General features: G+C 59.4%; 22 protein-coding genes and 1 pseudogene. 11 read left to right on the forward strand and 12 right to left on the reverse strand.

Annotation, left to right across the window (positions count from 1 at the left end):
- The first annotated feature begins 22 nt into the window (after nucleotides 1-22).
- A complete protein-coding gene (locus ATY80_RS27000) occupies nucleotides 23-1177 on the forward strand; it encodes a GGDEF domain-containing protein (RefSeq protein WP_088695354.1) in 1155 nt (384 codons plus the stop codon).
- A gap of 19 nt (nucleotides 1178-1196) precedes the next feature.
- On the opposite strand, the gene ATY80_RS27005 is transcribed toward ATY80_RS27000, so the two are convergent.
- Nucleotides 1197-2294 carry a calcium:proton antiporter gene (locus ATY80_RS27005; RefSeq protein ID WP_088695355.1) on the reverse strand — a complete coding sequence of 366 codons (1098 nt, stop codon included), beginning with the start codon at nucleotides 2292-2294 and terminating at the stop codon, nucleotides 1197-1199.
- Nucleotides 2295-2522: 228 nt separating this feature from the next.
- Between ATY80_RS27005 and ATY80_RS27010 the strand changes: the two genes are divergently transcribed.
- Entirely contained in the window at nucleotides 2523-2804 is a 282-nt protein-coding gene (locus tag ATY80_RS27010; RefSeq protein WP_088695356.1) for a DUF2188 domain-containing protein, read from the forward strand.
- A 28-nt stretch (nucleotides 2805-2832) separates the two neighbouring features.
- Here the strand turns inward: ATY80_RS27010 and ATY80_RS27015 are convergent, their stop codons facing one another.
- Nucleotides 2833-3744 (reverse strand): LysR family transcriptional regulator, encoded by a 912-nt coding sequence (locus ATY80_RS27015; protein ID WP_088695357.1) that lies wholly within the window; start codon nucleotides 3742-3744, stop codon nucleotides 2833-2835.
- A 93-nt stretch (nucleotides 3745-3837) separates the two neighbouring features.
- Here ATY80_RS27015 and ATY80_RS27020 point away from each other — a divergent pair, with 93 nt between their 5' ends.
- The gene (locus ATY80_RS27020; RefSeq protein WP_088695358.1) at nucleotides 3838-4848 is read left to right on the forward strand and encodes an NAD(P)H-binding protein; all 1011 of its coding nucleotides are present in this window, start codon (nucleotides 3838-3840) and stop codon (nucleotides 4846-4848) included.
- A 46-nt stretch (nucleotides 4849-4894) separates the two neighbouring features.
- Here ATY80_RS27020 and ATY80_RS27025 read toward each other — a convergent pair.
- From ATY80_RS27025 to trxB, 5 genes and pseudogenes are all read right to left on the reverse strand, one after another.
- A pseudogene (locus tag ATY80_RS27025) lies at nucleotides 4895-5672 on the reverse strand (aminoglycoside phosphotransferase family protein).
- A 71-nt stretch (nucleotides 5673-5743) separates the two neighbouring features.
- Nucleotides 5744-6865 carry an alkene reductase gene (locus ATY80_RS27030; protein ID WP_088695359.1) on the reverse strand — a complete coding sequence of 374 codons (1122 nt, stop codon included), beginning with the start codon at nucleotides 6863-6865 and terminating at the stop codon, nucleotides 5744-5746.
- 199 nt (nucleotides 6866-7064) lie between these two features.
- Nucleotides 7065-7358, reverse strand: coding sequence for a metalloregulator ArsR/SmtB family transcription factor (locus ATY80_RS27035; RefSeq protein ID WP_088695360.1), 294 nt, complete (start codon nucleotides 7356-7358; stop codon nucleotides 7065-7067).
- A gap of 541 nt (nucleotides 7359-7899) precedes the next feature.
- Entirely contained in the window at nucleotides 7900-8796 is an 897-nt protein-coding gene (locus ATY80_RS27040) for a LysR family transcriptional regulator VtlR (RefSeq protein WP_007534166.1), read from the reverse strand.
- A 23-nt stretch (nucleotides 8797-8819) separates the two neighbouring features.
- Nucleotides 8820-9794 (reverse strand): thioredoxin-disulfide reductase, encoded by a 975-nt coding sequence (gene trxB, locus ATY80_RS27045; protein WP_088695361.1) that lies wholly within the window; start codon nucleotides 9792-9794, stop codon nucleotides 8820-8822.
- A 235-nt stretch (nucleotides 9795-10029) separates the two neighbouring features.
- Here trxB and ATY80_RS27050 point away from each other — a divergent pair, with 235 nt between their 5' ends.
- The 4 genes from ATY80_RS27050 (at nucleotide 10030) to ATY80_RS27065 (ending at nucleotide 13476) form a co-directional block, all read left to right on the forward strand.
- Nucleotides 10030-10497 (forward strand): Lrp/AsnC family transcriptional regulator, encoded by a 468-nt coding sequence (locus ATY80_RS27050; protein ID WP_007534169.1) that lies wholly within the window; start codon nucleotides 10030-10032, stop codon nucleotides 10495-10497.
- 106 nt (nucleotides 10498-10603) lie between these two features.
- Complete coding sequence (locus ATY80_RS27055; RefSeq protein ID WP_088695362.1) at nucleotides 10604-11413, forward strand: glycosyltransferase family 2 protein; 810 nt, start codon at nucleotides 10604-10606, stop codon at nucleotides 11411-11413.
- 12 nt (nucleotides 11414-11425) lie between these two features.
- Entirely contained in the window at nucleotides 11426-12457 is a 1032-nt protein-coding gene (locus ATY80_RS27060) for a glycosyltransferase (RefSeq protein WP_088695363.1), read from the forward strand.
- Complete coding sequence (locus tag ATY80_RS27065) at nucleotides 12454-13476, forward strand: glycosyltransferase (RefSeq protein ID WP_088695364.1); 1023 nt, start codon at nucleotides 12454-12456, stop codon at nucleotides 13474-13476. The genes ATY80_RS27060 and ATY80_RS27065 overlap by 4 nt, the downstream gene beginning before the upstream one ends.
- A gap of 9 nt (nucleotides 13477-13485) precedes the next feature.
- On the opposite strand, the gene ATY80_RS27070 is transcribed toward ATY80_RS27065, so the two are convergent.
- Together ATY80_RS27070 and greA are read right to left on the reverse strand one after the other, a co-directional pair.
- Nucleotides 13486-14535: a glycosyltransferase family 4 protein gene (locus ATY80_RS27070; RefSeq protein ID WP_189637282.1), complete on the reverse strand. Its 1050-nt coding sequence runs from the start codon at nucleotides 14533-14535 to the stop codon at nucleotides 13486-13488.
- 31 nt (nucleotides 14536-14566) lie between these two features.
- Entirely contained in the window at nucleotides 14567-15043 is a 477-nt protein-coding gene (gene greA, locus ATY80_RS27075; RefSeq protein WP_007534180.1) for a transcription elongation factor GreA, read from the reverse strand.
- Nucleotides 15044-15457: 414 nt separating this feature from the next.
- On the opposite strand from greA, the gene ATY80_RS27080 reads away from it, so the two are divergent.
- Nucleotides 15458-16489 carry an alpha/beta fold hydrolase gene (locus ATY80_RS27080; protein WP_088695366.1) on the forward strand — a complete coding sequence of 344 codons (1032 nt, stop codon included), beginning with the start codon at nucleotides 15458-15460 and terminating at the stop codon, nucleotides 16487-16489.
- Between the two features lie 56 nt (nucleotides 16490-16545).
- Here the strand turns inward: ATY80_RS27080 and carB are convergent, their stop codons facing one another.
- Nucleotides 16546-20031 (reverse strand): carbamoyl-phosphate synthase large subunit, encoded by a 3486-nt coding sequence (gene carB / locus ATY80_RS27085; RefSeq protein ID WP_088695367.1) that lies wholly within the window; start codon nucleotides 20029-20031, stop codon nucleotides 16546-16548.
- Nucleotides 20032-20203: 172 nt separating this feature from the next.
- Complete coding sequence (locus tag ATY80_RS27090; RefSeq protein WP_088695368.1) at nucleotides 20204-21232, reverse strand: zinc-dependent alcohol dehydrogenase family protein; 1029 nt, start codon at nucleotides 21230-21232, stop codon at nucleotides 20204-20206.
- A 221-nt stretch (nucleotides 21233-21453) separates the two neighbouring features.
- Here ATY80_RS27090 and ATY80_RS27095 point away from each other — a divergent pair, with 221 nt between their 5' ends.
- Both ATY80_RS27095 and ATY80_RS27100 read left to right on the forward strand, forming a co-directional pair.
- A complete protein-coding gene (locus ATY80_RS27095; protein ID WP_088695369.1) occupies nucleotides 21454-22566 on the forward strand; it encodes a phosphatase PAP2 family protein in 1113 nt (370 codons plus the stop codon).
- A gap of 144 nt (nucleotides 22567-22710) precedes the next feature.
- Nucleotides 22711-23628, forward strand: a complete 918-nt coding sequence (locus ATY80_RS27100) for a neutral zinc metallopeptidase (protein ID WP_088695370.1) — start codon at nucleotides 22711-22713, stop codon at nucleotides 23626-23628.
- 38 nt (nucleotides 23629-23666) lie between these two features.
- Here ATY80_RS27100 and ATY80_RS27105 read toward each other — a convergent pair whose 3' ends face one another.
- A complete protein-coding gene (locus ATY80_RS27105) occupies nucleotides 23667-24662 on the reverse strand; it encodes an aldo/keto reductase (protein ID WP_088695420.1) in 996 nt (331 codons plus the stop codon).
- Between the two features lie 109 nt (nucleotides 24663-24771).
- Here ATY80_RS27105 and ATY80_RS27110 point away from each other — a divergent pair, with 109 nt between their 5' ends.
- Nucleotides 24772-25710, forward strand: coding sequence for a LysR family transcriptional regulator (locus ATY80_RS27110; protein WP_088695371.1), 939 nt, complete (start codon nucleotides 24772-24774; stop codon nucleotides 25708-25710).
- The last annotated feature ends 82 nt before the right edge of the window (nucleotides 25711-25792 follow it).

Here is a 25792-nt window from a genome sequence, read left to right on the forward strand (position 1 = left end):
TGACTCTGATGTTTTCGGGATCATGACCATTCATCTCGACTTGGCGACCGTTCTCCTGCTGCACCAATGTTCTTTCCTGGTAGGTGCTCTGTGCTTCATTTACATGCGTCTTCAGTCGCGCAGCGGTGAAGGGTTGGGAGCGCTTGCCGCGAGTTACTTCTCACTGGCTTTGGCGTCGGCGCTTGCTGGATTGGGAGAACAACATCTTCTGTCGGTTCCTGTTTGGGGATTCGGCAGCGTTACCTTGGGTGTCACCGGATACGCATTGTTCTGGATCGGCATTCGCGGATTGAGCAGCGGCAAGCAACAGCGCATGGACTGGTGGGCCCTTGCCATTCCGGCCGTTGTGGCGGTCCTTGCGTTCGTGACGCAATTTCATGTCGTGGGTTATATGCGCGGCACCATCGGCAACGGCTTTGCATTTGCGTCGCTTGCAGCATCCGCGATGTGCGTATTGCGAGATCGTGCACGCGAGCGATTGCCGGTCCGGCTCTTGCTTACCATCCCAATCGCGCTTGGCGCGTTGCTGGCCCTGCTCGTGATCGTGGGCCTTCTTGTTCCCGACGTCGCGCCCATGACGCCGATATGGGCCTTCTTCTTGCGCATCATGTGCCAATTCGCAATTGCGCTGTTCGTCATCATCCTTGTCACCGAACGGACCGAAGCGGAATTGCGGTGTGCTGCCGAGACTGACATGCTCACGGGCGTTGGCAACAGGCGCTGGTTCATGTCGCGCATGCCGCGCACGGCGCTCGAGGGCAATGCGCTGTTGTTGATGGATCTCGATTTTTTCAAACAGGTAAACGACCGCTTCGGTCATGATGCCGGTGACGCTGTTCTTGTCTCGTTTGCCAAGGCGATCCGTCGTAACCTGCGGCCTGGCGACAGCTTCGGCCGATTGGGTGGAGAAGAGTTCGGAGCGTACCTGCCAAAGACGGCTGCAAGCAAGGCTCTCGCGATGGCGGAGAGCCTGTGCAATGTCGTACACGGTCTTGCGGTGGAATGTGGTGGCGAACGGATATCGCTGACGGTGAGCATCGGCGTTGCCGCCGTCGGGGAACGCCAGTGCTCACTGACCGATCTGTTCAAAATGGCCGACGCCGCGCTCTATGCCGCAAAGGATTCCGGGCGTGACCGTGCGGTTCTATTCGAGCCGAGCATCCGCGCCGCTGCGTGACGATTTGTTTGTGAGATCGTCAGAGACCGAGTGCCGACAGCATCAGGAACGTTGCAAAGAGGATGAAATGCGTCATGCCCTCGATGGCGTTGGTTTCGCCGTCGTTGAGGTTGATCGCGGCCGCGATCAGCGTGATCGCCACCATGACCGTCTGGACGGGCGTCATGGCCATGATGAAAGGTTGGCCGGTATAGAGGGCGATCGCCTCCATAACCGGAACCGTGAGGATGACAGTCGAAAGGGAAGCACCCATGGCAATGTTGACGGTCGCCTGCATGCGGTTGCGAAGCGCCGCTCGCAGTGCCGTCAGGATCTCGGGCGCCGCGGAAATCGCCGCCACGACGATGGCGGTCAGGGCGACGGGAGCGTTGGTAGCCCGCAAGCCTTCCGTCATGAAGGCAGACATGAACTCCGCAAGCAGGCCAATGATGACCACACCGATCAGGATCGTCGCGATAGATGCGGCCGTGGACTCCTCGGTCGAGTGCTCCGCCGGATCGGATTTCTTCCGCTCGCTGCGAGGATAGGCATAGCTGAAGAAGTAGCTGTGCTGACCGACCTGCATGCGCAGGAATAAGCCGTAGAGCGCGATCATCGCGACGATGGTGAAGGCGGAATAATAGTGCCATTTATCCGTAGGCACGAATTCCGGGACGATCATCGAGATGCCCATGGCGGTCAGGATCATGACGCCATAGGTCTTGCCCGAATTGTCGTTATATGGCTGTTCTCCGTGTTTCAAACCGCCGAGCAGGGCGGCGAGGCCAAGGATGCCGTTGATGTCGAGCATCAAGGCCGCATAGATCGTGTCGCGAACGAGGGTGGGGGAGCTTTCGCCACTCATCATGATCGCAAGGATGATCACTTCTACGGCAACGGCTGACAGCGTCAGAATCATCGTGCCGTAGGGATCGCCGACCTTGATTGCCAGAATCTCCGCATGATGGGCGACGCGAACGGAGGCAACGACGATGGTGGCGACAAGCGCTGAGGCCGCGATCAGCGCTGCGCCGCGCCCCATCTCAAGGACAGTGTGTTCCGAGAAATACGCGACAGCGGCGACGACCATTGCCAGCATCAAGAACATTTCGTCTTTCAGTCGCGACACGATTTCCACGGAAAGCTCCGACCTTGATTCACCCAGCAAGTCTAAAGCGATGATTTTGCATGGCAAGCGAGCACGGGGAGGAGTGCGTTTGCAGTCTTGGGAATTTAATGGAATACTAACGTATCGGTCAGCCGGAAGCATATCGCGGCGCCCACTCGTCTCTTGCAACGCGGCCCGCGCAGAACTGGATGCAATCCGGTCAGTGTTCGGGCGCGAACAAGAAGAGGAGTGAGATGTATGGTCAAGGTGGTCTACGAGGTCGTTCCTCACGACGGGGGCTGGGCCTACCGGTTGGGCGGTGTCTATTCCGAAGCATTCCCGACACACTCCGAAGCGCTCGAAGCAGCCCGTATCGTTGCGGCCGAACAGCAGGTTGGCGGTGACTCCGCCGAGATCAGCTGGCAGGACGACAAGGGGAAATGGCACGAGGAATACGCCGAAGGTGGTGATCGGCCGGAGACGGAGGTTGTCGATGGCACCTGGAAAAGCCACGCCAGCGAAACCTCGCCCCGCGCATAAGGATGCTGTATCGTTGCCGATGCGATGATCATCCTGCGTGCTTGCGCGCCGTTCCTTTCACATATTTCGTCAGGCCGTCTACCAGCGCGTCGAATGTGACGCGGTAGCGGCGCGCGGTTTTGATTCCTTCATGCATGACGACCCAGGTGTCGAGCGGTATCCGGAAACACTCCGGCAGGACTGGCAACAGATCGGGATCTCGTGCCGCAATACCTATTTGGCAAATTCCGATCCCCAATCCGGCCCGAATTGCTGCGATTTGCGCGTGTGGATTGTCGCTCTTGAAACCGAAGGCGAGGCCATCCGGCAATGGAAAGCGCGCCATCATGGTCCTGATATAGGCGGTCTGCCGGTCAAAACCGACAAGGCGATGGCGGGTGAGATCGGCAATCTGCTGGGGCATGCCGTGTTGATCGAGGTAGCGTCGATGGGCGTGAAAGCCAAGCGGTATCTCTCCGATGCGGCGTCCGATGAGCTGTTCCTGAACCGGTTCTGCCATCCTTACGGCAATATCCGCCTCCCGATTGAGAAGGTCCTCGATGGCGTCCGATGCCGAGAGCTCGATGTTGAGGTCCGGATGCGCCGCTATGAGAGGTGCGAGTATGGGCGGCAGTATCTCGACACCGATGACCTCGCTGGCGCTTATCCGGACGGTACCGGCAACCCGCTCCCGATGTCCCGACGCAGTTCGTAGCAGAGCGGCAGATGTCGCCGCGAGCGTTTGGGCGTACGGCTTCAATTCAAGGGCCGCGTCCGTGGGCAAAAGACCGTTCGGCGAGCGGACGAAGAGCTGCGAGCCGATTGCTTCCTCCAGCGCGTCGATGTGCCGTCCGACCGTCGGCTGTGTCAGGCCAAGCTCGCGCGCTGCCGCCGAAAGCGATCCGTGTTCCAGGACGGCCAGCAGCGTTCGATAGAGATGCCAGTCCGGGTCTCTATTCATACATTAATGTATAGCTACACCACGATTTTAGTCAATTTTGTTTAGACGGGAGTGGCGGCATGATCGGTTCAGTTCAAAGAGACGGAGATCATCATGACGGAACAGAGTGGGCAGATTGCCTTGGTGCTAGGGGCAACCGGCGGGATCGGAGGCGAAGTCGCCCGGACGCTCGCCGCGCGCGGTTGGCAGGTGAGGGCGCTGAACCGGGATGCAGCAAAGGCCCGCGTGAAAGCGCCAGACTTCGATTGGGTTCAAGGCGACGCGATGAACGCGAAGGATCTCATGACCGCAGCGAAAGGTGTCAGCATCATCGTTCACGCGGTCAATCCGCCGGGTTACCGCGATTGGGAAAAGCTCGTTCTCCCGATGCTCGACAACACCATTGCTGCCGCACGTTCCGTCGGTGCGCGCGTAATTCTGCCGGGCACAGTCTATAATTTCGGACCGGATGCCTTTCCGGTTCTTCGGGAAGACAGCCCGCAACATCCCGTAACGAAGAAGGGAGCGATACGCGTCGAAATGGAAAGGCGGCTGGAGATTGCCTCGCGGGCTGGTCTGCGGGTCATTATCGTTCGTGCAGGCGATTTCTTTGGACCCGGGGCGGCAAACAACTGGTTCTCGCAAGGTATGGTCACGCCGGGGAAACCGCTGACCACCGTCAAGAATCCGGCGCGGCGAGGTATCGGGCACCAATGGGCTTATCTGCCTGATGTCGCGGAAACGATGGTCCGTCTCGTCGAATGCGGTGACCGCCTGCCATCGTTTGCCGTTTATCACCTGGACGGATTCTGGGACGTCGATGGTTATCAGATGGTGGACGCCATCAAACGGGTGGCTGGCCACCGACTAAAGACACAGGCTTTTCCCTGGTGGGTGGTGCCGCTCGCGGCTCCCTTCGTTACCTTCATGCACGAGTTGAAGGAGATGCGTTACCTCTGGCGGGAGCCGTTGCGGATGTCGAACGACCGATTGGTCGCCGAGCTCGGCAGCGAGCCACATACACAAATCGACGAGGCTGTTCGTGCCTCGTTGGTCTCGCTCGGTTGCCTGCCGGCGACCGGCCGGGAGGTCGAAGGTCGCGTTTCGGTGCCAGCGGCCCATTAGTACGGGTTTTGAAGTTCGCGCATTCGGCCTCGTGGCGTCCTTGATGTCAGGTGCGCTGTAGCTCGGCCAGTGCGATGCGTGCGACGGCAAGCGGGCTTTCGGCTTGAACGGTCGATCCATCGCCGAGAAACCAGGCGGCCGACAGGCCGGAATAAGCAACAATCCATTGAAGCAGTCGTTTCGGCTGGAGGCGAGCCTCGGTAGCGACGATCCCAAGCTGCCTCTGCAGGCGACCGGGAGCGTTTATTGTCGGAAGGTCTTCGTTGGCGAAGATATTGGCGTAGTCAAAGCCGCGTTCGCCGATAAGGCCTTTCGGGTCGATCGCCAGCCAGCCGTGCTCTTCGAAATCAAGGATGTTGCTGTGGTGAATGTCCCCATGCAGGACGACGGGATCGTCCTGGTCTGCCAGCAGTGTTTCGGCAATCGCATTGCACTGAACCAGTATGCCGCCATGGACGCTCGCCGCCGGCGCGAGGTCGCGAAACCAGCGGGTCAGCGGAATGAGCTCCGGCTTGGGTTGCTCGCGTGGCGCGTGAAGCTTTGCGACAGTGCTGCAAATGATGCGGGTTGCCGTATCGTCCGCGCCATCCATTGCCATCGCCAGAAGCGAGCGCCGGCCCATCGCGCGTTCGAGCAGAACGGCTTCGCCGTCGTGCGCGTAGACCCTTGCGGCGGGCGCCTCCCGCGCGCTCTGCCTCGTCCCTGGAGATTTTCAGCATCGCGGGCCTGTCGTCCCAAAGGATGGGCAACAGGTGGCTGGAATGGGTGATGATCGGTTCACCGTCGACAGTCAGTCGCCAGCGCTTGAGATGCGATTCGAACATGGTGTCATGCTAACCACGCACTCGAAAAAGAAAACCCCGCCGGATGGCGGGATCTCCTTGGTAGATATGGCTCAGGCCGCCTTCTCTTGCGTCGGATAGTCGACGTATCCGGTCGCGCCGCCGCCATAAAGGGTTGCTTGGTCAAGGCCCGCGAGCGGCGTGTTGTCCTTGAGGCGCTGGACGAGGTCCGGATTGGAGATGAACGGTTTGCCGAACGCAACGAGGTCGGCGCGGCCGCTTTCCACGGCGTCGATTGCCATGTCACGGTCATAGCCGTTATTGACCATCCAGCTCGCCTTTCCACCAGCCTTCTCGTAGGCGTCGCGAAGCGCCTTGTAGTCGAAGGGCTTGTCGCCTTGCTGATAGTTGCGATCGCCGCCGGTCGCACCTTCCACGACGTGGATATAGGTGAGATCATACTTTGCCAGACCTTCGACCACATAGGTGAAGATCGACTGTGCATCCGGGTCGGAGGAGTCGTTTGCCGGCGTCACGGGTGAAATCCGAATGCCGGTGCGGCGAGCGCCGATCTCGGCGGTGATGGCGTCGACGACTTCGAAGAGGAAACGTGCGCGGTTTTCGACCGAGCCGCCATATTGATCCGTGCGGTCGTTGATGCCGGAGCGTAGGAACTGGTCAATCAGATAGCCGTTTGCGGCGTGGATCTCGACGCCGTCGAAACCAGCTTCGATCGCGGCGCGCGCTGCCTTGCGATAGTCTTCGACAATGCCTGGGATTTCCGAAGTTTCGAGGGCACGCGGCTCAGAGGTCGGGGCGAAGCTTCCCGTACCATCCGGATTGACGAGATAGGTCTTGGATTTGGCGGCCGTATTCGTCGAGGAGACCGGCTTGCCGCCGTTCGGCTGCAGCGTCGTATGCGAGATACGGCCGACGTGCCACATCTGAACGACAATCTTGCTGCCCGCCGCATGCACGGCGTCAGTCACTCGCTTCCAGCCGTCGATGGCTTCCTTAGAGTAGAGACCGGGAACGTCTGCGTAGCCCTGGCCCTGATGCGTAATGGCCGTTGCCTCAGTCACGATCAGCCCAGCTCCCGACCGCTGGCGGTAGTATTCGACGTTGAGGTCGTTCGGAACGGCGCCCGGCGATCGGTTACGCGTAAGCGGCGCCATCACAATGTGATTCTTGATGGCAATATCGCCAACGTTTGTCGGTTCGAAAAGCTTGCTCATGGGAGTCCTTTCTTAGTGCTGGGAGATCACTCGGCCGAGGCGGACGTGCCTGCCATTCGGCGAAGGGATAGGTGAGGGCGGTTGCCACACGCCCGATCAACGGCAGAGGCCGCAAGCGGTGCTGCCCGGTCGTGGTTTCGTACACACGGTGCCGAGCACGAGCGCGCTCGGACAACGCATCGCAATGGCAACCAGCATCCTACAGATCCTTCGAGAGTTGATTGAGGAAAGCCGCGATGGTTTCTTCGTTGCGCTTGTAGAAGATCCATTGGCCAACGCGCCTTGTCGTTACGAGGCCTGCTCGGCTCAACGTCCCGAGATGTGCTGACACAGTCGATTGAGAGAGGCCGCAGCGCTCGAACTGGCTGGCGCATATGCCCATCTCAAGCGGATGCTCCTGCGAGGAGAAGTGATCCTCGGGATTCTTCAGCCAATTCAGGATCTCCATCCGTGTCGGGTGGGCTATCGCCTTCAGGATTTCGTCTTTGTCCATCGTCGTTCGTCGAACTATAAATCGTTTCTAGGCGATATATGGATTGGCCATTCTCGATATGCAAGTCACGACGGCGTGAATTGTTATTGTTTCCGGCGTGGCTAAATTTTGGGCAAAAAAAGAGGGCCACCGAAAGATCGGGGCCCTTTAAAGGTGTGAAGGTCAATAAACCTCCAGAGGGGAACAGCTAACGCGGTGGCACTGGGAGAGAAGCCACGAAATGCATCAGCTGAGTGGGATATGATGCTTTGAGAGGCAGATTGCAATGCATGTTTGCGCATGCCTGCTATGCGCTGCACAATTTTCTGCTGCAGTGCGAAAAAAACGGGCAAAAAAAGAGGGCCGCCGAAAGATCGGGGCCCTTATAGGTGTGAAGGTCAAAACCTCCAGAGGGGAACAGCTAATGCGGTGGAACTGGGAGGAAAAGCCACCGTGTGCATCAGCTATAAGCGATATGGTGTTTTAATGAGCAGACGGCAACCCCAATTTATGCATGCCAGACATGCATGCATTGCAAGGCTTGTATTTCTGGGCTGGACAACTAAAAGTTCCAGTTGCGCGCCTTGCTGACAATGAAGTCCCGGAAAGCCTTCAGTTTGGCGGCATTCTTCATTTCGTCGGGATAGCAGAAGTAGGTGTCAAACGAGGGCACGTCCGCGTTGATTGGCAGCTGGATGAGGCCAGGGTCGCGTCCAACAATATAGTCAGGCATGCAGGCGATGCCCATTCCAAGCAGGCAGGCGCGCTTGATCGAGGTCTGGCTGTTGATCTGCAGATGCGGGATGCGCTTGTTATCGGACGAGCGTCCAGCGACCTCAAGCCAGTTGACGTCAAGCAGATAGCTCGGTGCCGGTTCGCCGAATGTGATGATGCGATGGTTGTCGAGGTCTTCGACCGTCTGTGGCTCGCCATGGCGGTTGATGTAGGAGGGGGCCGCATAGACGTGCATGTGAACGGTGAACAGCTTGCGCTGGATCAGATCGGACTGCACCGGCTGACGTAGACGGATGGCGCAATCCGCGTAACGCATGTTGACGTCGACTTCCTCGTTGTCGAGGATCAGCTGGATCTGGACGTCCGGATAGAGCTGCATGAACTCCTGGATCTTGTCCGTCAGCCACCCTTGGCCGAGGCCGACCGTCGTGGTGACGCGCAGCTTTCCGGTCGGCGTCTCCGTCGTTTCGGTCAGCTGCATCTTCACGGTTTCGAGCTTCAGCAGCACGTCGTGAGCGGTGCGATAGAGCAGTTCGCCCTGTTCCGTCAGGATCAGACCGCGCGCATGGCGGTGGAAGAGCTTGGTGCCGACATCCTGCTCTAGCGCGCTTACCTGGCGGCTGATCGCGGACTGAGATAGGTGCAGTTTATCCGCAGCGTGCGTGAAAGAACCCGCTTCGGCAGCCGCGTGAAAGATACGCAGCTTGTCCCAATCCAATGGCATTCCACCACCCCTCATAGCCGATCCTACTCCGCGGCCACGGCAACGGGCATATGACCCGTCAGATATCGTTCGGCTTCGAGAGCTGCCATGCATCCCATGCCGGCGGCGGTTATCGCCTGGCGGAACGTATCGTCGGTCACGTCACCTGCGGCATAAACACCTTCGAGGCTGGTCGCCGTCGAATCCGGTGCGGTCCAGAGATAGCCATTGTCCTTCAGCTTCAGCTTGCCCTTGAAGAGCTCAGTCGCCGGAGCGTGGCCGATTGCAACAAAGACGCCGTCGACCGCAACCTCGGTGATTGCACCCGTGCGCGTGTCGCGCAGGCGAGCGCCCGTAACGGACGGCGGCATTGGCGGCTTGGACGGCGTGCCGGTGATTTCCGCGACCTCGGTGTTCCAGAGGACTTTTATGTTTTCCTTCGAGAACAGACGTTCCTGAAGGATTTTCTCCGAACGGAAGCCGTCGCGACGATGCACGACCGTCACCGACTTGGCGATGTTCGAGAGGTAGAGGGCTTCCTCCACAGCACTGTTGCCGCCGCCGACGACGATGACGTCCTTGTTCCGATAGAAGAAGCCGTCGCAGGTCGCGCAAGCCGAGACGCCGAAGCCTTGGAAATGTTGCTCACTCTCGATCCCCAGCCACTTCGCCTTGGCGCCGGTCGCGATGATCAGCGTATCGGCTGTCCAGACCTGACCGCTATCCGTGCGGGCCACGAACGGGCGCTGGTTCATCTCGACTTCGGTGACGATGTCGTTGACGATCTCCGCTCCGACATGCTTTGCCTGCTGGAGCATCTGATCCATAAGCCATGGTCCCTGTATGGGATCGGCAAAGCCCGGATAGTTCTCCACATCGGTAGTGATCATCAGCTGTCCGCCTTGCTCCATGCCGGCGATCAGAACTGGCTTCAGCATTGCACGGGCTGCATAGACGGCAGCCGTGTAGCCGGCAGGGCCGGAGCCGATAATGAGCACCTTGGTGTGGCGGGCGGACATGGGTATTTCCTTTCGACTGTCAGGAGAGCGGCGGCTAAGAGGCGAATGAGGCCGTTTCGCGATCCATTCGCCATTTATGAACGTCCAGTGCTTTTATTCAAGGGCAGCCTTGCGTTACCAACAAGGCTTTCTCGGGCGCGCTGTGCAACGATCCATCGCTGAGTTGAAACTTTCTTGCGAATTCCGTCGCTTTATATAGAAGCTGGCGATCACGAATTAAAGGAAGGGCAGGATTGTGCTTCGCGCCGAACTCGATGCCATCGATATAAAGATACTGCGTGAGCTGCAGGCAGACGGACGGATGACCAATGTCGAGCTCGCCGACCGCGTCGGCATTTCGGCACCGCCTTGCCTTCGCCGGGTGCGAAAGCTCGAAGAGACGGGCGTCATCGAAGGCTATCACGCGATGCTGAACAGCCCGAAGCTCGGCTTCGATCTTGTTGCCTTCTGCATGGTTGGCCTCAAGCATCAGTCGGAGGCCAACCTCAAGGCCTTCGCGGCGGCGACGGCGCAGTGGCCTCTGGTGCGTCAGGCCTGGATGGTTTCAGGAGACAGCGACTTCCTTCTGCATTGTGTGGCAGAGAACCTGACGCGCTTCCAGGACTTCGTTATCGAGGTGCTGACGGCGAACGAGCACGTCGATACCGTCCGGACGATGCTGACGATCAGACAGGTTAAGCGCGTGGGCTTGGTCGAAGTCTGAGCGGCCAAAGAGCAGCAAGCAATGCTCTATGAATGAAGCGGCTTATGCCTTAATGAAGGCGCTTTGCTAGCCGTTTTGCCACGAAAGAAGACACGAAGCTCGTTCAATGTCCAAGTTGCCTATTTCCGCGTTCATCATTTGCTTGAACGAAGAAGCGTACCTCGGCAATTGCATCGAGAGCCTGGATAAGTGCGCGGAGATTGTGGTCGTTGACTCTGGTTCGACGGACGGCACCGTTGCCCTGCTGCAATCCTACATCGACAAGGGATGGCCGATCCGGTTGTTTCACGAGAGGTGGCGTGGCTACGCGGGGCAGAAGCAATTTGCGCTTGATCAGTGCACGCAGCCCTGGCGCTTGAATATTGATTCCGATGAACGGCTCGATGCGCCGTTGAGAAAGCTTTTGCCAGAGCTTATTGCCGCTTCAGACGATATCGTTGGCTGGCGTGTAGCGCGCCGCCCCTATCTGATCGGCTACGGTTATACGCCCGAGCATGTGCACGAGCGGAAGAACCTACGGCTCATCCGCAAAGGCAGAGGCGCTTATGATCTCACGCAAACTGTTCACGAAGGCATCGTGCCGACCGGGCGGGTTCAGGATGCCCCATCGGGGAGCCTGCTTCACTACCGGCCACTGGTCATCGACGAGCAAATCCTCAAGGAGAACAAATACTCGACCTTGAAGGCTGACCAGCACTTCGCCTTGGGCGAGGGTACAACCTTTGTCAGGCTAATTTTCAGTCCGTTGCTCTATTTCTGGCGTCTGTATTTTCACAACGGCCTGTGGCGCTGCGGACAATCGGGCTTTATCGAGGCAATGACTGGCGCGGTCTACGCGTTTCTCACGCAGGCGAAGTTGTATCAGCGCAGGGCCGCGGAGCGGCATCCGAGCTTTGACGACGCAGGAAGACACTAAGGTTCCATCGCGATGAAGGTAATGCATATTCATTTCGGCAAGGAGGGTGGTGCCGAGCGTTTCTTTGTCAACCTCGTCAACGCGCTCCACGATCGTGACATCGAGCAACGCGCGCTCATTCGCCCCGATCGCAGCTGGCGCAAGGATATAGAAAAATGCGGCGAGGTTTATGAGGGGACGTTTCGGCGCATTTCGCTCTCGCGCTTTATCTTATCGGCGCGCATGCGCGCCATCCTGAATGAATTTCAGCCAGATGTGATCATGTCGTGGCAATTGCGCGCGAGCCGTTTCATGCCGCGGTACAAGAACGCTCGGCGCATTTCGCGGCTCGGAGATTATCCGGAGCACCTCGGCTACTATCGCAATTCCGAAACGCTCATTTGTATTACGCCCGATATCGCCAAGCGGGTACGCGAACTCGGCTGGACGCGCGGCGTTGAAGTCATTGCAAATTTCACCCGCTCGGCTCCACGCGAGCCAATTGCTCGGGAAGCACTGCAAACACCTGCCGATGCCTTCGTCGTCATCGGCATGGGGCGCTTCGTAAAGCGGAAGGGCTTCGATGTGCTGATCAAGGCCATCGCAAAGACACAGGGCGCATTTCTGTGGCTGCTGGGCGATGGGCCAGAGCGCGAGAATCTTGAAAAACTTACTGATGAGCTCGGCTTGCGAGACCGTGTTCGATTTGCGGGATGGCAGATCAACGCCTATGCGTATCTTGCGTCCGCCGATGTCTTTACAGTGACCTCGCTGCACGAGCCGCTTGGGAACGTGTGCCTTGAAGGGTGGGGCGCCGGCAAGCCTACGATTGGTTCTCGCGCCGAGGGGCCGAGCTGGGTGATGACGGACGGCAAGGACGCGCTGATGGTCGATTGCGGCGATGTCGATGGGCTTGCGAATGCGATCGCGCGCGTTCGCGACGATCCGGCCCTGCGCACCTCGTTGATCAAAGGCGGCCAAGACACCCTTGCGAACCGTTTCTCCGAGGAAGCGATCACGCAGGCTTACATCCGTTTGTTCGAAACCGGGAAGAGCGAACCGTGAGGGTGATGCATTTCCACTTTGGCAAGGATGGCGGAGCCGAGCGGTTCTTCGTGCATCTTGTCAACGCTTTGGCCCTGCGCGGTGTCGAGCAGAGCGCGGTCATCCGGCCCGATCGGATCTGGCGCAAGGATCTACCGGCTTCAGTCGGGATTTATGAAAGCAACTTCCGCAACCTGTCGCTGGATCGGATTCTCCTGCCGCTGAGAGTTGCTCGTGAGGCCCGACGGGTTCGGCCAGATGCGATCATGGCCTGGGCACCTCGCGCGAGCGAACTGATGCCTGACCACAAGGGATGCATCAAGATCTCCAGGCTGGGGGATTATCCGACCAATCTCAGCTATTTCAAAAACTCCGACATTCTCGTCTGCAACACGCCTGGCATTGCCGAACATGTGCGCGAGCTGGGCTGGACGAGGGGAGTCGAGGTGATCTCGAACTTCACGAGCACTGGGCAAGTGCCCCCGGTCGATCGTGCGACGTTCGACACGCCAGCGGATGCGCCCGTCGTGATGTCAATGGGCCGTTTCGTGCCGCGCAAGGAGTTCGCGCTGCTGACGGCGGCGGTTGCGAAGCTTCCGGGCGTCTATTTGTGGCTGGCGGGCGAAGGCGAGGAACTGGAGAACGTCAAGAAGGTTGCGGCGGATCTTGGCGTGACGGACAGGGTGCGTTTTCTCGGCTGGCAGAAGGACACGCGACCGTTCGTGGCGGCTGCCGATATCTTCGTCATGCCGTCAAACCACGAGCCGCTTGGCAATGTCATTCTGGAGGCCTGGGCGCAGGGCAAGCCCGTCGTTTCCAGCCACTCCGAAGGCCCTTCCTGGTTCATGCGGGATGGCGACAATGGGCTTCTCGTTGATATCGGGAATACTGATGGGTTCTCGCAGGCCATCGAAAGGCTAATCGACAATCCGGTGCTCGCCGCAAAGGTTGCCGCGGGTGGGCGCGAAACGCTGATGAAGCAGTTCTCCGAAGAAGCGATTGCCAACGCCTATCTTGAGCTTTTCAGGCGCAAACCTTGAGGCTGTCGCTCAAAGCGACTGGTAGACCGCGCTGAGCTTTCGAGCTTCACCTTCAATGCTGAAGGCAGCGGCTGTGTGGGCGCGCGCGCGAACCGAGGCCTGCTGGCGGCGGTTTTCGTTGTCCATGAAGAGACCGGAGGTTTGAACCATTGCATCGAGATCGTCGCGCGGGACGATAACGCCGGTTTCGTCGGCGCCCGTTACCAGCAGTTCCGGGAATGCGCCGACGTCGGTGGCGACAACAGGGACGGCCGTTGCCATCGCTTCGAGCGGCGTCAGACCAAAACCTTCCCAGCGCTGCGGCGCAATGAAGAGGTCGAGCGTTCGGTACCAATCGTTGATATTGGTGTGTTCGCCGACGAAAAGAATACGCTCGACCAGGCCGGCTGTAGCGACACGCGCTTTCAGTTCCTTCTCGAACTCGGCGTGCTGGGCTGTTGCGCGTCCGGCAACAATGGCGATCCAATCCGGCCGGGTTGGCAGCAGGCGGATCATGCCGTCGACAAAAAGATCCGTGCCCTTCTGATGGCGCACGCGGCCGAAGCAGCCGACGATCTTCTTCGTGGCATCGAGACCAAGCAACTGTTTGGCAATTACCTTGTCATCAGCCGGCGAGAAGCGGGTCGTATCTATTCCGTGCAGCACGACCGTGTTCGGGACTTCCAGATAGTTCGCCGTCTTACCGCTGGTTGCGATGACGGCATCCATTCTGGAGATCAGCCATTTGGTCCAGCCGGTGTGGCGGCGCTGAGAGGCTGACGTGAAGACGATCTTCAACGGCATGCGCAGGATATCGCGCATCAGAATGGCAGGCAGCATCTCGATGTTGCGACGGGCGTGCCATATGCGAAAGCGCTTGCCACGCGGCGGCTGCCATAGCTTCAACAAGTCACGAAAGTGGATATGCGGCAGGGATGCCGGAAGGCCCGGTCCAAGAGCGGCAATCTTCTCGCCGAGTGCGCGCTGGACCGGAATCAACTGAATGATGGTTGAGGTGACGCCGGAGAGCCGCTTTTTGAAGTTCGGCGCAATAATCTCGACGTCACTAACGTTGACGATAGCCGGTTGGCCGAGACCGTCCACGGATCAATCAGCCCCAGGAAATGGAAAGGACTTCGTAGGCCTTGGAGCCGCCGGGCGCATTGACTTCGATGGAGTCGCCGACTTCCTTGCCGATCAGTGCACGAGCGATCGGGGACGAGATGGAAATTCGCCCGGCCTTAACGTCGGCTTCTTGATCGCCAACGATCTGATAGGTCTTTTCTTCTTCGGTGTCCTCGTCGACGAGTTTCACCCTGGCGCCGAACTTGATCTTGTCACCGGACATCTTCGACAGGTCGATGACTTCGGCGCGCGCAGTCAGGTCTTCGAGCTCGCTGATCCGGCCTTCGTTGTGGCTTTGGGCTTCCTTGGCGGCATGGTATTCGGCATTTTCCGAAAGGTCACCATGCGCGCGGGCTTCGGCGATCGCCTCGATGATCCGGGGACGCTCCTCCTGCTGACGCCAGCGCAGTTCTTCCTGCAGCTTGACGAAACCACCCTGCGTCATCGGTACCTTATCAACCATTTTTTTGTCCTTCACTCCCCGCATCCGCTTAGCCGCGGACACAAAAGAAAACAGGTCCCGAAGGGGAACTTCGGAACCGTGCAACAATCCTAACTTTTCTCCTTATAGCAGATCGCCACCGCTGATTTCCATAAAATTCGTATCGCTACTCGAAGGCGCGCTGTTTGCGACTGTAAACCCGGGCAATCTGACTTTTGGGGACTGAAACCCATAGTGAATAGAGGATGGTAGGTTCTGAATGTAGAGCATTACCGCTGTCAGCTCCAGCAGGCGGAGCCAAGGCTGGTGATCTCAACGGGCCGCGGCATTGTTTGCGCTCTCGGGTTGCGGTCGAGCGTTGGCGTCTTCGGGTTGAATCTGTAAGCTGATACGATCGTCCTAGGCGGTATGGGCTGGTTGGCGCAGGAGGGGAAGATGAGCGACAACTATATCATCAGTGCCAGAAAGCGGTCCGGCGATGCATTAATTGCCGAACCTGGACCGATTAAATTTCTGAAGGTACCTGCTGCGCTCGACAGCTACGATGCGCGCCAGGCAGTCTCCAGCGCGAAGGACTGGGTCGCGGAGGTGCAGGGGCTTGCGGATGGGGACGAAAACCCGAACTCGATCGGTCCGCGCGGCGATGTGCTCATCTTCGTGCACGGCTACAACAACGACATTCCGACGGTTTTAAAACGCATCAGGCAGCTTCGCGCCGACATGCGCGCGGAAGGCTGGCATGGCGAGATCGTGGCCTTCGACTGGCCGAGCGACAATCAGACACTGAACTATCTCGAGGACCGATCGGATGCCGCCGCTGTCGCAAGCGAGCTTGTGGCCAAGGGTATTCGTCTCCTGAAGCAGAGCCAGCAGACAGGCTGCGAAACCAATGTGCATCTGCTTGGTCATTCCACCGGCTGCTATGTGATCATGGACGCCTTTGCACAATCGGACAAACAGGGCGATCTTTTCAAGGCAGACTGGCGCATCGGCCAGGTGGCGTTTATTGGTGGCGATGTCTCTACCGACAGCCTATCGCTTGCGAGCGATTGGAACCAGCCGATGTTCCGCCGGATCATGCGGCTCACCAACTATTCCAACCCCTTTGATTCCGTGCTTGCCGTTTCCAACGCGAAGAGGCTCGGTGTCGCGCCCCGCGTCGGTCGTGTCGGACTGCCGGCGTCCGTCAACGCCAAGGCGGTGGATGTCAATTGCGGTGAATATTTCAAGACGGTCGATCCAGCTTCGCAGCCGCAGATTGGTTCATGGACCCACTCATGGCACATCGGCAATCGGGTTTTTGCCCGCGACCTTGCCATGACGCTGGAAGGTGCGATCGATCGCCACGCCATTCCGACGCGGCGTGAAGAAGGGGGTAAGCTCATTTTGCAGGATCGGCCGCGACCGGCCTTTCAGGATGCCTGGAACGTCAAGGCGGACGCGCAGGATGCGAGGGCGCGAATCTAACGATTTCGACGCCGCAAGAAGAAAGGCCGGCGCTGATGGCGCGCCGGCCTTATTTATCAGAAGTAGCTCTGCAGCGGACGAACTTCGAGGTTGCCGGCTCGTAGTGCCTTGATCGCCTGGGCGGCTGCCTCAGCGCCGGCCATGGTGGTGTAGTAGGGGACCTTCTGCATCAGCGTTGCACGACGCAGCGACTTAGAGTCCGAGATCGCCTTGTTGCCGTCGGTGGTGTTGATCACCAGTTGGACCTGGCGGTTGCGGATGGCGTCCTCGATATGCGGGCGACCTTCCAGAACCTTGTTGACCTTCGTCGCGGTGATCCCGTTTTCGGCCAGGAAACGCTGCGTGCCGCCGGTCGCCAGCACCTTGAAGCCTTCGCCGACGAGAACGCGGATCGCAGGCAGAACGCCTGCCTTGTCCGCATCGCGGACGGAAACAAAGACGGTGCCTTCACGCGGCAGCTCAACGCCCGCCCCGAGCTGCGACTTGGCGAAGGCTAGCGCAAAATCGGTGTCGAGGCCGATGACTTCACCGGTCGAACGCATTTCCGGGCCGAGCAGGGTATCGACGCCCGGGAAGCGCGCAAACGGGAAGACGGCTTCCTTGACGGCAATATGCTTGAGCGCGCGCGGATCCGGCTTTTCGCCGTAGGCGGCAAAAGTGGCGTCCAGCTTCTCGCCTGCCATGACGCGCGCGGCGATTTTGGCAATCGGAGCCCCAATCGTCTTTGCGACGAAGGGCACGGTTCGCGATGCGCGCGGGTTCACTTCGAGCACATAGACGGTGCCGTCCTTGATGGCGAACTGTACGTTCATCAGACCGCCGACGTTCAGGGCCTTGGCCATGGCCTTCGCCTGACGCTCCAGCTCGTCGATCAGCTCCTTTGAGAGCGACCGCGGTGGCAGCGAGCAGGCGCTGTCACCGGAGTGAATGCCAGCTTCCTCGATATGCTCCATGATGCCGGCGACATAGACGTCATCGCCGTCGCAGAGGCAGTCGACGTCGACTTCGATGGCGTTGGTCAGGTAGCTGTCGAAAAGCAGCGGGTTCTTGCCGAGCAGCGTGTTGATCTGGCCCGTCTTGTCGTTCGGATAGCGCTGCTTGATGTCTTCAGGCACGAGTTCCGGAACCGTGTCCAGCAGATAGGTCTGCAACTGGCTTTCGGCGTGGATGATCTGCATGGCGCGGCCGCCCAGAACGTAGGACGGACGCACGACTAGCGGGAAGCCGATTTCGGCGGCGACAAGGCGGGCTTGCTCGACCGAGTAAGCGATGCCGTTGTTCGGCTGGTTGAGATCGAGCTTCATCAGAAGCTTCTGGAAGCGGTCGCGGTCTTCGGCGAGGTCGATCATATCAGGTGCGGTGCCGAGGATCGGGATGCCATTCTTCTCGAGCGCTTCGGCAAGCTTCAGCGGCGTCTGGCCGCCGAACTGGACGATGACGCCGACGACTTCGCCCTTTTCCTGCTCGGCGCGCAGGATCTCGATCACGTCTTCGGCCGTTAGCGGCTCAAAATAGAGCCGGTCTGAAGTGTCGTAGTCTGTTGAGACCGTTTCCGGGTTGCAGTTGATCATGATCGCTTCATAACCGGCATCCTTCAGCGCGAAGGCGGCATGGCAGCAGCAATAGTCGAACTCGATGCCCTGACCGATACGGTTCGGACCGCCACCGAGGATGACGACCTTCTTGCGGTCGGAAACCTGGGCTTCGGAGCGCAGCGCGCCGACGAAGGGCGTTTCGTAGGTCGAGTACATGTAGGCGGTTGGCGAGGCGAACTCGGCAGCGCAGGTGTCGATGCGCTTGAAGACCGGACGGACGTTCAGGCTGTTGCGGAGCTCGGCGATTTCCTTCGGGCGCTTGCCCGTCAACGTGGCGAGGCGGGCGTCGGAGAAGCCCATGGCTTTCAGCATGCGCAGGTTCGCGGCGTCGGTCGGAAGACCATGTTCGCGGATGCGGGCTTCCATGTCGACGATCGACTTGAACTGGGCGATGAACCACGGGTCGATCTTGGAGCCTTCGTGTACCTCTTCCGGGCTCATGCCGGTGCGAAGCGCCTGGGCGACCATGCGCAGACGGTCGGGTGTCGGCGTGCCGATTGCGGCTCGGATTGCGTTCTGGCTGGATTCGCCTTCCTCAACATCCGGAATTTCGATCTCGTCGAGACCGGTGAGGCCGGTTTCCAGACCGCGAAGTGCCTTCTGCAGCGATTCGGCGAAGGTGCGGCCGATTGCCATGACTTCGCCGACAGACTTCATCGCGGTGGTGAGCACCGGCGAGGCGCCAGGGAACTTCTCGAAGGCAAAGCGCGGGATCTTGGTGACGACATAGTCGATCGACGGCTCGAACGACGCTGGCGTTGCGCCGCCGGTGATGTCGTTTTCCAGTTCGTCCAGCGTGTAGCCGATGGCGAGCTTGGCGGCGACCTTGGCGATGGGAAAGCCGGTGGCCTTCGAGGCGAGGGCGGACGAGCGCGAAACGCGGGGGTTCATTTCGATGACGACGAGGCGGCCATCCGCTGGGTTGACGGCGAACTGCACGTTCGAGCCGCCGGTTTCGACGCCGATCTCGCGCAGCACCGCGATCGAGGCGTTACGCATGATCTGGTATTCCTTGTCGGTCAGCGTTAGCGCAGGCGCAACGGTGATCGAGTCGCCCGTATGGACGCCCATCGGGTCGATGTTCTCGATCGAGCAGATGATGATGCAGTTGTCCGCCTTGTCGCGGACGACTTCCATCTCGTACTCTTTCCAACCAAGCACCGACTCTTCGATCAGAACTTCGGTGGTCGGCGAGGCGTCGAGGCCGCTGTTGACGATCTCGAAGAATTCCGAGCGGTTGTAGGCAATGCCGCCGCCGGTGCCGCCGAGCGTGAAGGACGGGCGGATGATGGCCGGCAGGCCAACGTGATCAAGCGCCTGTGCGCCGATTGCCATGGCGTGTGCCATGTAGCGCTGCTTGCGGTCGCTCTCTCCGAGGTTCCAGTGGTTTTCCAGCTCGTCGAGCGCCCTGTCGAGCTCGGCGCCTGAGAGGCTCTCGCGCAGCTTGGCGCGCTCGGCTTCATGGGTCTTGCGGTCGGCGTCCTTGATGTCGGTGGCGTTTGCCAGCATCGAGCGCGGGGTTTCGAGGCCGATCTTTGCCATCGCCTCGCGGAAGAGGGCGCGATCCTCTGCCTTGTCAATGGCGGCGGGCTTCGCGCCAATCATCTCGACATTGTATCGATCGAGAACGCCCATGCGTTTCAGCGACAAGGCGGTGTTAAGTGCCGTCTGCCCACCCATGGTCGGCAGCAGCGCATCGGGCCGTTCCTTGGCGATGATCTTGGCGACGACCTCAGGAGTGATCGGCTCGACATAGGTGGCGTCGGCAAGACCCGGGTCGGTCATGATCGTTGCCGGGTTGGAGTTGACGAGGATGACGCGGTAGCCTTCCTCTTTCAGCGCCTTGCAGGCCTGGGTGCCGGAGTAGTCGAATTCACAAGCCTGGCCAATGACGATCGGTCCCGCGCCGATGATGAGGATCGATTTGATATCTTGGCGCTTCGGCATGGGCTTTTTTCCGTTTCCTAGCTGCGCAGAAAGCCGGCCAGGGTGGGAGGCACCGGCCGGGTCGCGCATGTGATGGTCTTTTCAGGCTAGAAGCGGCTTATAGGCAAATGTATTTGTAAACGGAACCCCATAAATTGCGGAATCGACAGGAATTGGCAGAGCTTGCGAGAGCCTAGTCGATACCCGGTACGACAAGCGCCCTGATCTCGCCCCTGCGGGCGGGGTTGGAGATGGCTTCGACTGCCGCCTCGAGGCCGATTCGACGGGAGATCAGCGGCTCGACCTTGATGGTTCCTGACGCGATGAGATCGGCGGCTCGCCGGTGCGTGAACGGATTGATAAACGAGCTTGTAAGCTTGATCTCTCGAAAGAGGAGATCGAACGGTTCGATCTCGACTTTCACACCCTGCGGCATGACCCCGAGGATGATGACCGTGCCACCGCGACGCGCGAGGCCCGGCGCTTGCTCGATCGTCTCGGCAACGCCAGCGCATTCGATCACGACGTCGCCGCCGCCGGGCAGCAAGCCGTTTGCCGCCGTCAGCTGTGCGACGATGTCCCCAATCGAGGGGTCCGCGCTGGCGGTCGCGCCGAGCTTCTCGGCGAGCACGCGCTTCTCCTCGCTGCGAGTCGCGAGGACGACGTTGGTCGCTCCCGCGAGCCGGGCCAGCTGGACGACGAGCAAACCGATCACGCCGCCACCGAGCACGATGACGGAAGAGCCGGTGCGAATTTCGGCCAGGTCGACTCCGTGGATGCAGCAGGCAAGCGGCTCGCAAAAGGCGCCGTAGAGGGGAGGCAGCGTGTCGGGCAGCTCGAAGGCCTGCTGCTGCGGGATGCAGACATACTCTGCAAAGCCGCCGTCGCGATGGATGCCGATCGCCTGCAGGTTATGGCAGAGATTGACACGGCCGCGCTGGCATTCGGGGCAGCGACCGCAGACAATATTCGGATCGCCGGTGACACGCATGCCTTCGCGAAAGCCGCTGACACCGTCACCTACCTTTTCGATGATCCCGGCGAACTCGTGGCCGAGCGTGACCGGGGACTTGGATGGAAACTCTCCGAGGAACAGATGGCGATCGGTGCCGCAAATACCGCAGGCCTCCACGCGAACAAGCAATTCACCGTGAGCTGGTTCTGGCCGCTCCATCTCACGCAAGGCCAGCTTTCCGGGCCTTTCGAGCCGCACTGCTTTCATCGCCTGTCTCCTCTCAGACTTCCTTGCGCAAAGAGGCCCGATCGCCGGTCCTTCGTCAAGGAGCCCGGCTTTGGAAGTGCTCGTTGCCTTGCACGAAGAAAATATTCGTTCTGGCTCGTGTTTTTAACTGCGCTGGTTCGTAAAAATTAATAATTAGGGTGCTTTCTATTTGTCATCGCATACCGGAGGGCGGATTGCTTGCGGGGCGTCTTGAATCAACAATGGCTAATCGCGACAAAAAACTTACAAATCTCAGAGGTTGGTCTTTCGAGTTGCTGTCGCATGTTTGCGCTCGGGTCGGAGCGGACTGCTGGCTCTATTTGGCGGTTGCAGCCTATTTCGCAATCGGTGTCGTGTTGTTGGCCACATATGGTCACGCCGAGATAGCGTCCTACGCGCTATACTTCGACCAATGGACCTATCTTTTCCTGTTTCTGATGCCACTTATGGCCGCGATCTTTGACTACGCGTGGATTTTGCTTCGTTTTGAGGGGAAACGGTCGCTCGCTGCGCGAAGGACATTCTCGCCCCACAGGTTGGCTCATCTTCTTTCCGGCATGTTGCTGCTGATGGCGCTTATGGTCTTTCAGGGCACGTTCACGTCAATTAAGAATCTGTTGCCGATCATTCGAGGCGGCTTTCTCTACGATGAGGGACTCGCAAAGATCGATGCACTGCTGTCGTTTGGCCCGGATCCGTGGAAAATCCCGCCGTCGATTGCCGGGCACGCTGCGATCGTCAAGATTGTGGACTGGAATTACAGCGTATTGTGGTTCGTGGTTTGCTTCGGAGCGCTTTTCTACGTGGCAACCTCGCCGCGGGCTAGGTCGGTGCGCGTCCGCTATGTCTGCATGTTCATGTTTGTTTGGGTGGTCTGTGGAAACATCTTTGCCGGAATCTTCATATCCGCTGGGCCGGTCTTCTACAGCGCAGCAACCGGCGACAGCCAGCGCTTTGCAGAACTGGCGAACTTCCTGGCGTCGCCTGATGGTCCCACGACAGCGAGCATGTTTCAGCATTACCTATGGTCGCTTCACGAGCACGGATCGTCTGGACTCGGCTCGGGCATCTCGGCGTTCCCGAGCGTACATGTTGGGCTGATCGCCCTGAATGCATTTTTCGCTGCAGAGGTCTCGCGCAGGCTGGGGATCATCGCCTTTGGTTACACGGCATTTGTGATAGCAAGCTCCGTTTATCTCGGTTGGCACTACGCGATTGATGGCTATGCGTCGCTGCTTATCGTTGGGTCAGGCCATTTTGCTCTCAAGACGCTGATGGATCGCGAATCGAGATCGGTCTCGGACACTCGACAGGTTAGCGCCGCAACCGCCTAATGGACTGAGCAGAACCGAACCTCGGGCCAGATTGTTCGATCGTTCTCTGCCAACAACAGCTCCCTCGGGTAACTGGAATTTCCTGATTGCCGGGATATATACATTACCCTGTAACGACCGAAGGTTTAGCTCGAGGGAGCAGTCATGGAATGGAAAGGCCGGCGTCAGTCCGACAACATCGAGGATCGTCGTGGCGATCCTTCCATGGGCGGATTGGGCAGAGGTGGAGGCTTCAGTTTTCCATCCGGTGGCGGCATGGGCCGGCGTGGCGGTGGCTTGAGCATCGGCACGATCATCTTCCTCGTCGTCATCTACCTTATCTTCAAGGCCATGGGCATCGACCTGCTGCAGGTCCTTGACGGCGGCATGACCACCGGCGGACCGGGCTACGAGCAGAACGAATCGGGAGGCCAGACACCCGCCAACGACGAAATGAGTGCATTCGTTCGCACCGTGCTTGCCGAGACTGAGGACACCTGGAACGGGATCTTCCAGTCCATGGGCCGTCAGTACGAAGAGCCTCGCCTCGTCCTCTTTTCCGGGCAGACGCAGTCTGCCTGCGGCTTTGCCTCGGCGGCGACCGGTCCCTTCTACTGCCCGAGCGACCACAAGGTCTATCTCGACACGGCCTTCTTCAACCAGCTCAGCCGCCAATTCGGCGCCTCCGGCGATTTCGCCGAAGCCTACGTCGTTGCGCATGAAGTCGGCCATCACGTTCAGAACCTGCTGGGCATCCTGCCGAAATTCAACCAGGCACGTCAGCGGATGAGCGAGGCGGAGGCTAACAAGATGTCCGTTCGCGTCGAACTGCAGGCTGATTGTCTTGCCGGCATCTGGGGTAAGTTCACTGATCAGAAGGGCATTCTCGAAGCCGGCGATCTTGAGGAGGCGTTGAACGCAGCCCAGCAAATTGGCGATGACACGCTGCAGAAGCGCAGTCAGGGCTACGTGGTGCCTGAGAGTTTCAACCACGGTACCTCGGAGCAGCGGGCGCGCTGGTTCAAGCGCGGCTTCGACAGCGGGCAGCTGACCGCCTGCGATACGCTGTCAGGGCCTGTGTGATCTGAAGCAGCCTCTCCGTGCGGAGAGGCTGGCCATCATCACTTCTCGCTGTCCATGTGCTTGAGCTGTGCGTCGGGATAGCGGGCACCGGCTGCGGCATCCTTCGGTACGGCTCTTTCGATAGTAGTCATGTCCTCGGCCGACAATTGCACGCCGCGCGAACCGAGTGCTTCGGTCAGCCGGTCGCGTCTGCGCGCACCGACGAGAGGCACGATATCCTGCCCTTGAGCGGCCACCCAGGCTATGGCGATCTGAGCGACAGAAACCCGCTTTGCGTCCGCGATCTTGCGCAGTTCCTCGACGAGCGCGAGGTTCTGATCGACATTGCCGTCCTGAAACCGCGGGCTCATGCCGCGGAAATCGCCTGCGCCGCGTCCTTGCCCCTTTTGCCAATGCCCGCTGATCAGGCCGCGAGAGAGAACGCCGTAGGCGGTGATGGAGATGCCGAGCTCGCGGCAGGTCGGCAGGATCTGCTCCTCGATGCCGCGTGAGATCAGCGAGTATTCGATCTGCAGGTCGCAGATCGAATAGGTGTTGGCGGCGCGACGAATGGTCTCCGCGCCGACTTCCGACAAACCGATATGCCTTACATATCCTGCCTTGATCATGTCGCCGATCGTGCCCACCGTTTCCTCGATTGGAACGCTGGGATCGAGCCGGGCAGGGCGGTAGACATCGATGTAGTCGACGTCGAGGCGTTTTAGCGTATAGGCAAGGAAGTTCTTGATTGCCGCCGGTCGGGAATCGTAACCGCTCCAGTTGCCGGCTGGATCGCGCAGGGCGCCGAATTTGACGCTGATGACGACGTCGTCCCGCTTGCGGCCCTTCAGCGCCTCGCCGATCAGCATTTCGTTGTGGCCCATGCCATAGAAATCGCCGGTATCGAGCAGATTGATGCCGACGTCGAGGGCGGCGTGAATCGTCGCAATGCTTTCACCACGGTCGGATGGCCCGTACATGCCGGACATCCCCATGCAGCCCAGGCCGATGGCCGACACCATGGGCCCGGTTTTTCCCAAACGATGCTTTTCCATTTCGGTCTCCTTCGTCGTGTCGGTGTTGATCGTTGGGAGTGGTTTTACCGCGCCTGGCGTCGTGCGATAATCCGTATCGATGCGAACGGCCTGTACGGAAAAATGCACAGTGGAAGATCTTCCCCTCAATGATTTGGATGCCTTCACGGCCATTGCAAGGGAGCGCAGCTTTCGCGCCGCTGCCCTCAAGCGCGGTGTCTCGGCTTCTTCGCTCAGCGACTCGCTGCGGCGGCTGGAGAAGCGGGTCGGCGTTCGCCTGCTCAACCGGACGACCCGCAGTGTTACGCCGACGGAAGCGGGCGAGCGGCTGCTGGAGCGTCTTACACCTGCCCTTTGCGAGATCTCCCTGGCCCTGCAGCAACTCGATAGTTTTCGCGATAGTCCGAGCGGGACACTTCGCCTCAATGTGCCGACAATTGCAGCGCGGTTTTTTCTGCCCGATCTCGCCAACCGTTTCCTCAGGCGCTATCCGCAAATCTCGCTCGATATCATCGGCGAGGATACATTCGTTGACGTGCTGGCGGCCGGTTACGATGCCGGTATCCGCTATGACGAGCGGTTGGAGCGCGACATGATTGCAGTGCCAATCGGACCTCGCAGGCAACGATATGTCACGGCGGCCGCGCCTTATTACCTGAAGCGGCGCGGTGTTCCGCGTCACCCGCGCGACCTGCTCGAGCATGATTGCGTCCGGCATCGCTTCCACAGCGGTGCTGCGTTGCCCTTTGAGTTCGAGCGGGGCGACGAGACGCTGATGATTACGCCGAAGGGGCCGATCATTGCCAACGCGATCGACATGCAAGTTTCGGCCGCAGTCGCAGGACTCGGCGTCATCCGGACCTTCGAGGAGGCCCTGACGCCTGCCATGGAGACGGGAGCGCTGGTGCCGATCCTCGAGGAATGGGTGACGGAATTCTCCGGCCCCTTTCTTTACTATGCGAGCCGCAGGCACATGCCGCCCGCACTTCGGGCCTTCGTCGACTTCGTCAAAGGCGAGCAGCGGAAAGAGGCTAAGATCGCCGTTTGTTCCGCTTCTCGATCAACATAAGTCGTGAGCCTATCAAAAGATTTGAAATGTTCACGGATTGTTTCCTGAAATGCGTGAGCTATGTAACATGACCGGCGACGAG

Origin of the sequence: Rhizobium sp. R711 (assembly GCF_002211365.1) — a bacterium.
Classification (GTDB): domain Bacteria; phylum Pseudomonadota; class Alphaproteobacteria; order Rhizobiales; family Rhizobiaceae; genus Rhizobium.

What these genes read in the sequence shown, in the direction of transcription:
- ATY80_RS27055 (WP_088695362.1), top strand. Translation starts at nt 10,604, where the DNA reads ATGTCCAAGTTGCCTATTTCCGCGTTCATCATTTGCTTGAACGAAGAA.
- carB (WP_088695367.1), bottom strand. Translation starts at nt 20,031, where the DNA reads ATGCCGAAGCGCCAAGATATCAAATCGATCCTCATCATCGGCGCGGGA.
- ATY80_RS27040 (WP_007534166.1), bottom strand. Translation starts at nt 8,796, where the DNA reads ATGCCATTGGATTGGGACAAGCTGCGTATCTTTCACGCGGCTGCCGAA.
- ATY80_RS27100 (WP_088695370.1), top strand. Translation starts at nt 22,711, where the DNA reads ATGGAATGGAAAGGCCGGCGTCAGTCCGACAACATCGAGGATCGTCGT.
- ATY80_RS27015 (WP_088695357.1), bottom strand. Translation starts at nt 3,744, where the DNA reads ATGAATAGAGACCCGGACTGGCATCTCTATCGAACGCTGCTGGCCGTC.
- ATY80_RS27035 (WP_088695360.1), bottom strand. Translation starts at nt 7,358, where the DNA reads ATGGACAAAGACGAAATCCTGAAGGCGATAGCCCACCCGACACGGATG.
- trxB (WP_088695361.1), bottom strand. Translation starts at nt 9,794, where the DNA reads ATGTCCGCCCGCCACACCAAGGTGCTCATTATCGGCTCCGGCCCTGCC.
- ATY80_RS27010 (WP_088695356.1), top strand. Translation starts at nt 2,523, where the DNA reads ATGGTCAAGGTGGTCTACGAGGTCGTTCCTCACGACGGGGGCTGGGCC.
- ATY80_RS27000 (WP_088695354.1), top strand. Translation starts at nt 23, where the DNA reads ATGACCATTCATCTCGACTTGGCGACCGTTCTCCTGCTGCACCAATGT.
- ATY80_RS27095 (WP_088695369.1), top strand. Translation starts at nt 21,454, where the DNA reads ATGGCTAATCGCGACAAAAAACTTACAAATCTCAGAGGTTGGTCTTTC.
- ATY80_RS27060 (WP_088695363.1), top strand. Translation starts at nt 11,426, where the DNA reads ATGAAGGTAATGCATATTCATTTCGGCAAGGAGGGTGGTGCCGAGCGT.
- ATY80_RS27030 (WP_088695359.1), bottom strand. Translation starts at nt 6,865, where the DNA reads ATGAGCAAGCTTTTCGAACCGACAAACGTTGGCGATATTGCCATCAAG.
- ATY80_RS27020 (WP_088695358.1), top strand. Translation starts at nt 3,838, where the DNA reads ATGACGGAACAGAGTGGGCAGATTGCCTTGGTGCTAGGGGCAACCGGC.
- greA (WP_007534180.1), bottom strand. Translation starts at nt 15,043, where the DNA reads ATGGTTGATAAGGTACCGATGACGCAGGGTGGTTTCGTCAAGCTGCAG.
- ATY80_RS27080 (WP_088695366.1), top strand. Translation starts at nt 15,458, where the DNA reads ATGAGCGACAACTATATCATCAGTGCCAGAAAGCGGTCCGGCGATGCA.
- ATY80_RS27090 (WP_088695368.1), bottom strand. Translation starts at nt 21,232, where the DNA reads ATGAAAGCAGTGCGGCTCGAAAGGCCCGGAAAGCTGGCCTTGCGTGAG.
- ATY80_RS27105 (WP_088695420.1), bottom strand. Translation starts at nt 24,662, where the DNA reads ATGGAAAAGCATCGTTTGGGAAAAACCGGGCCCATGGTGTCGGCCATC.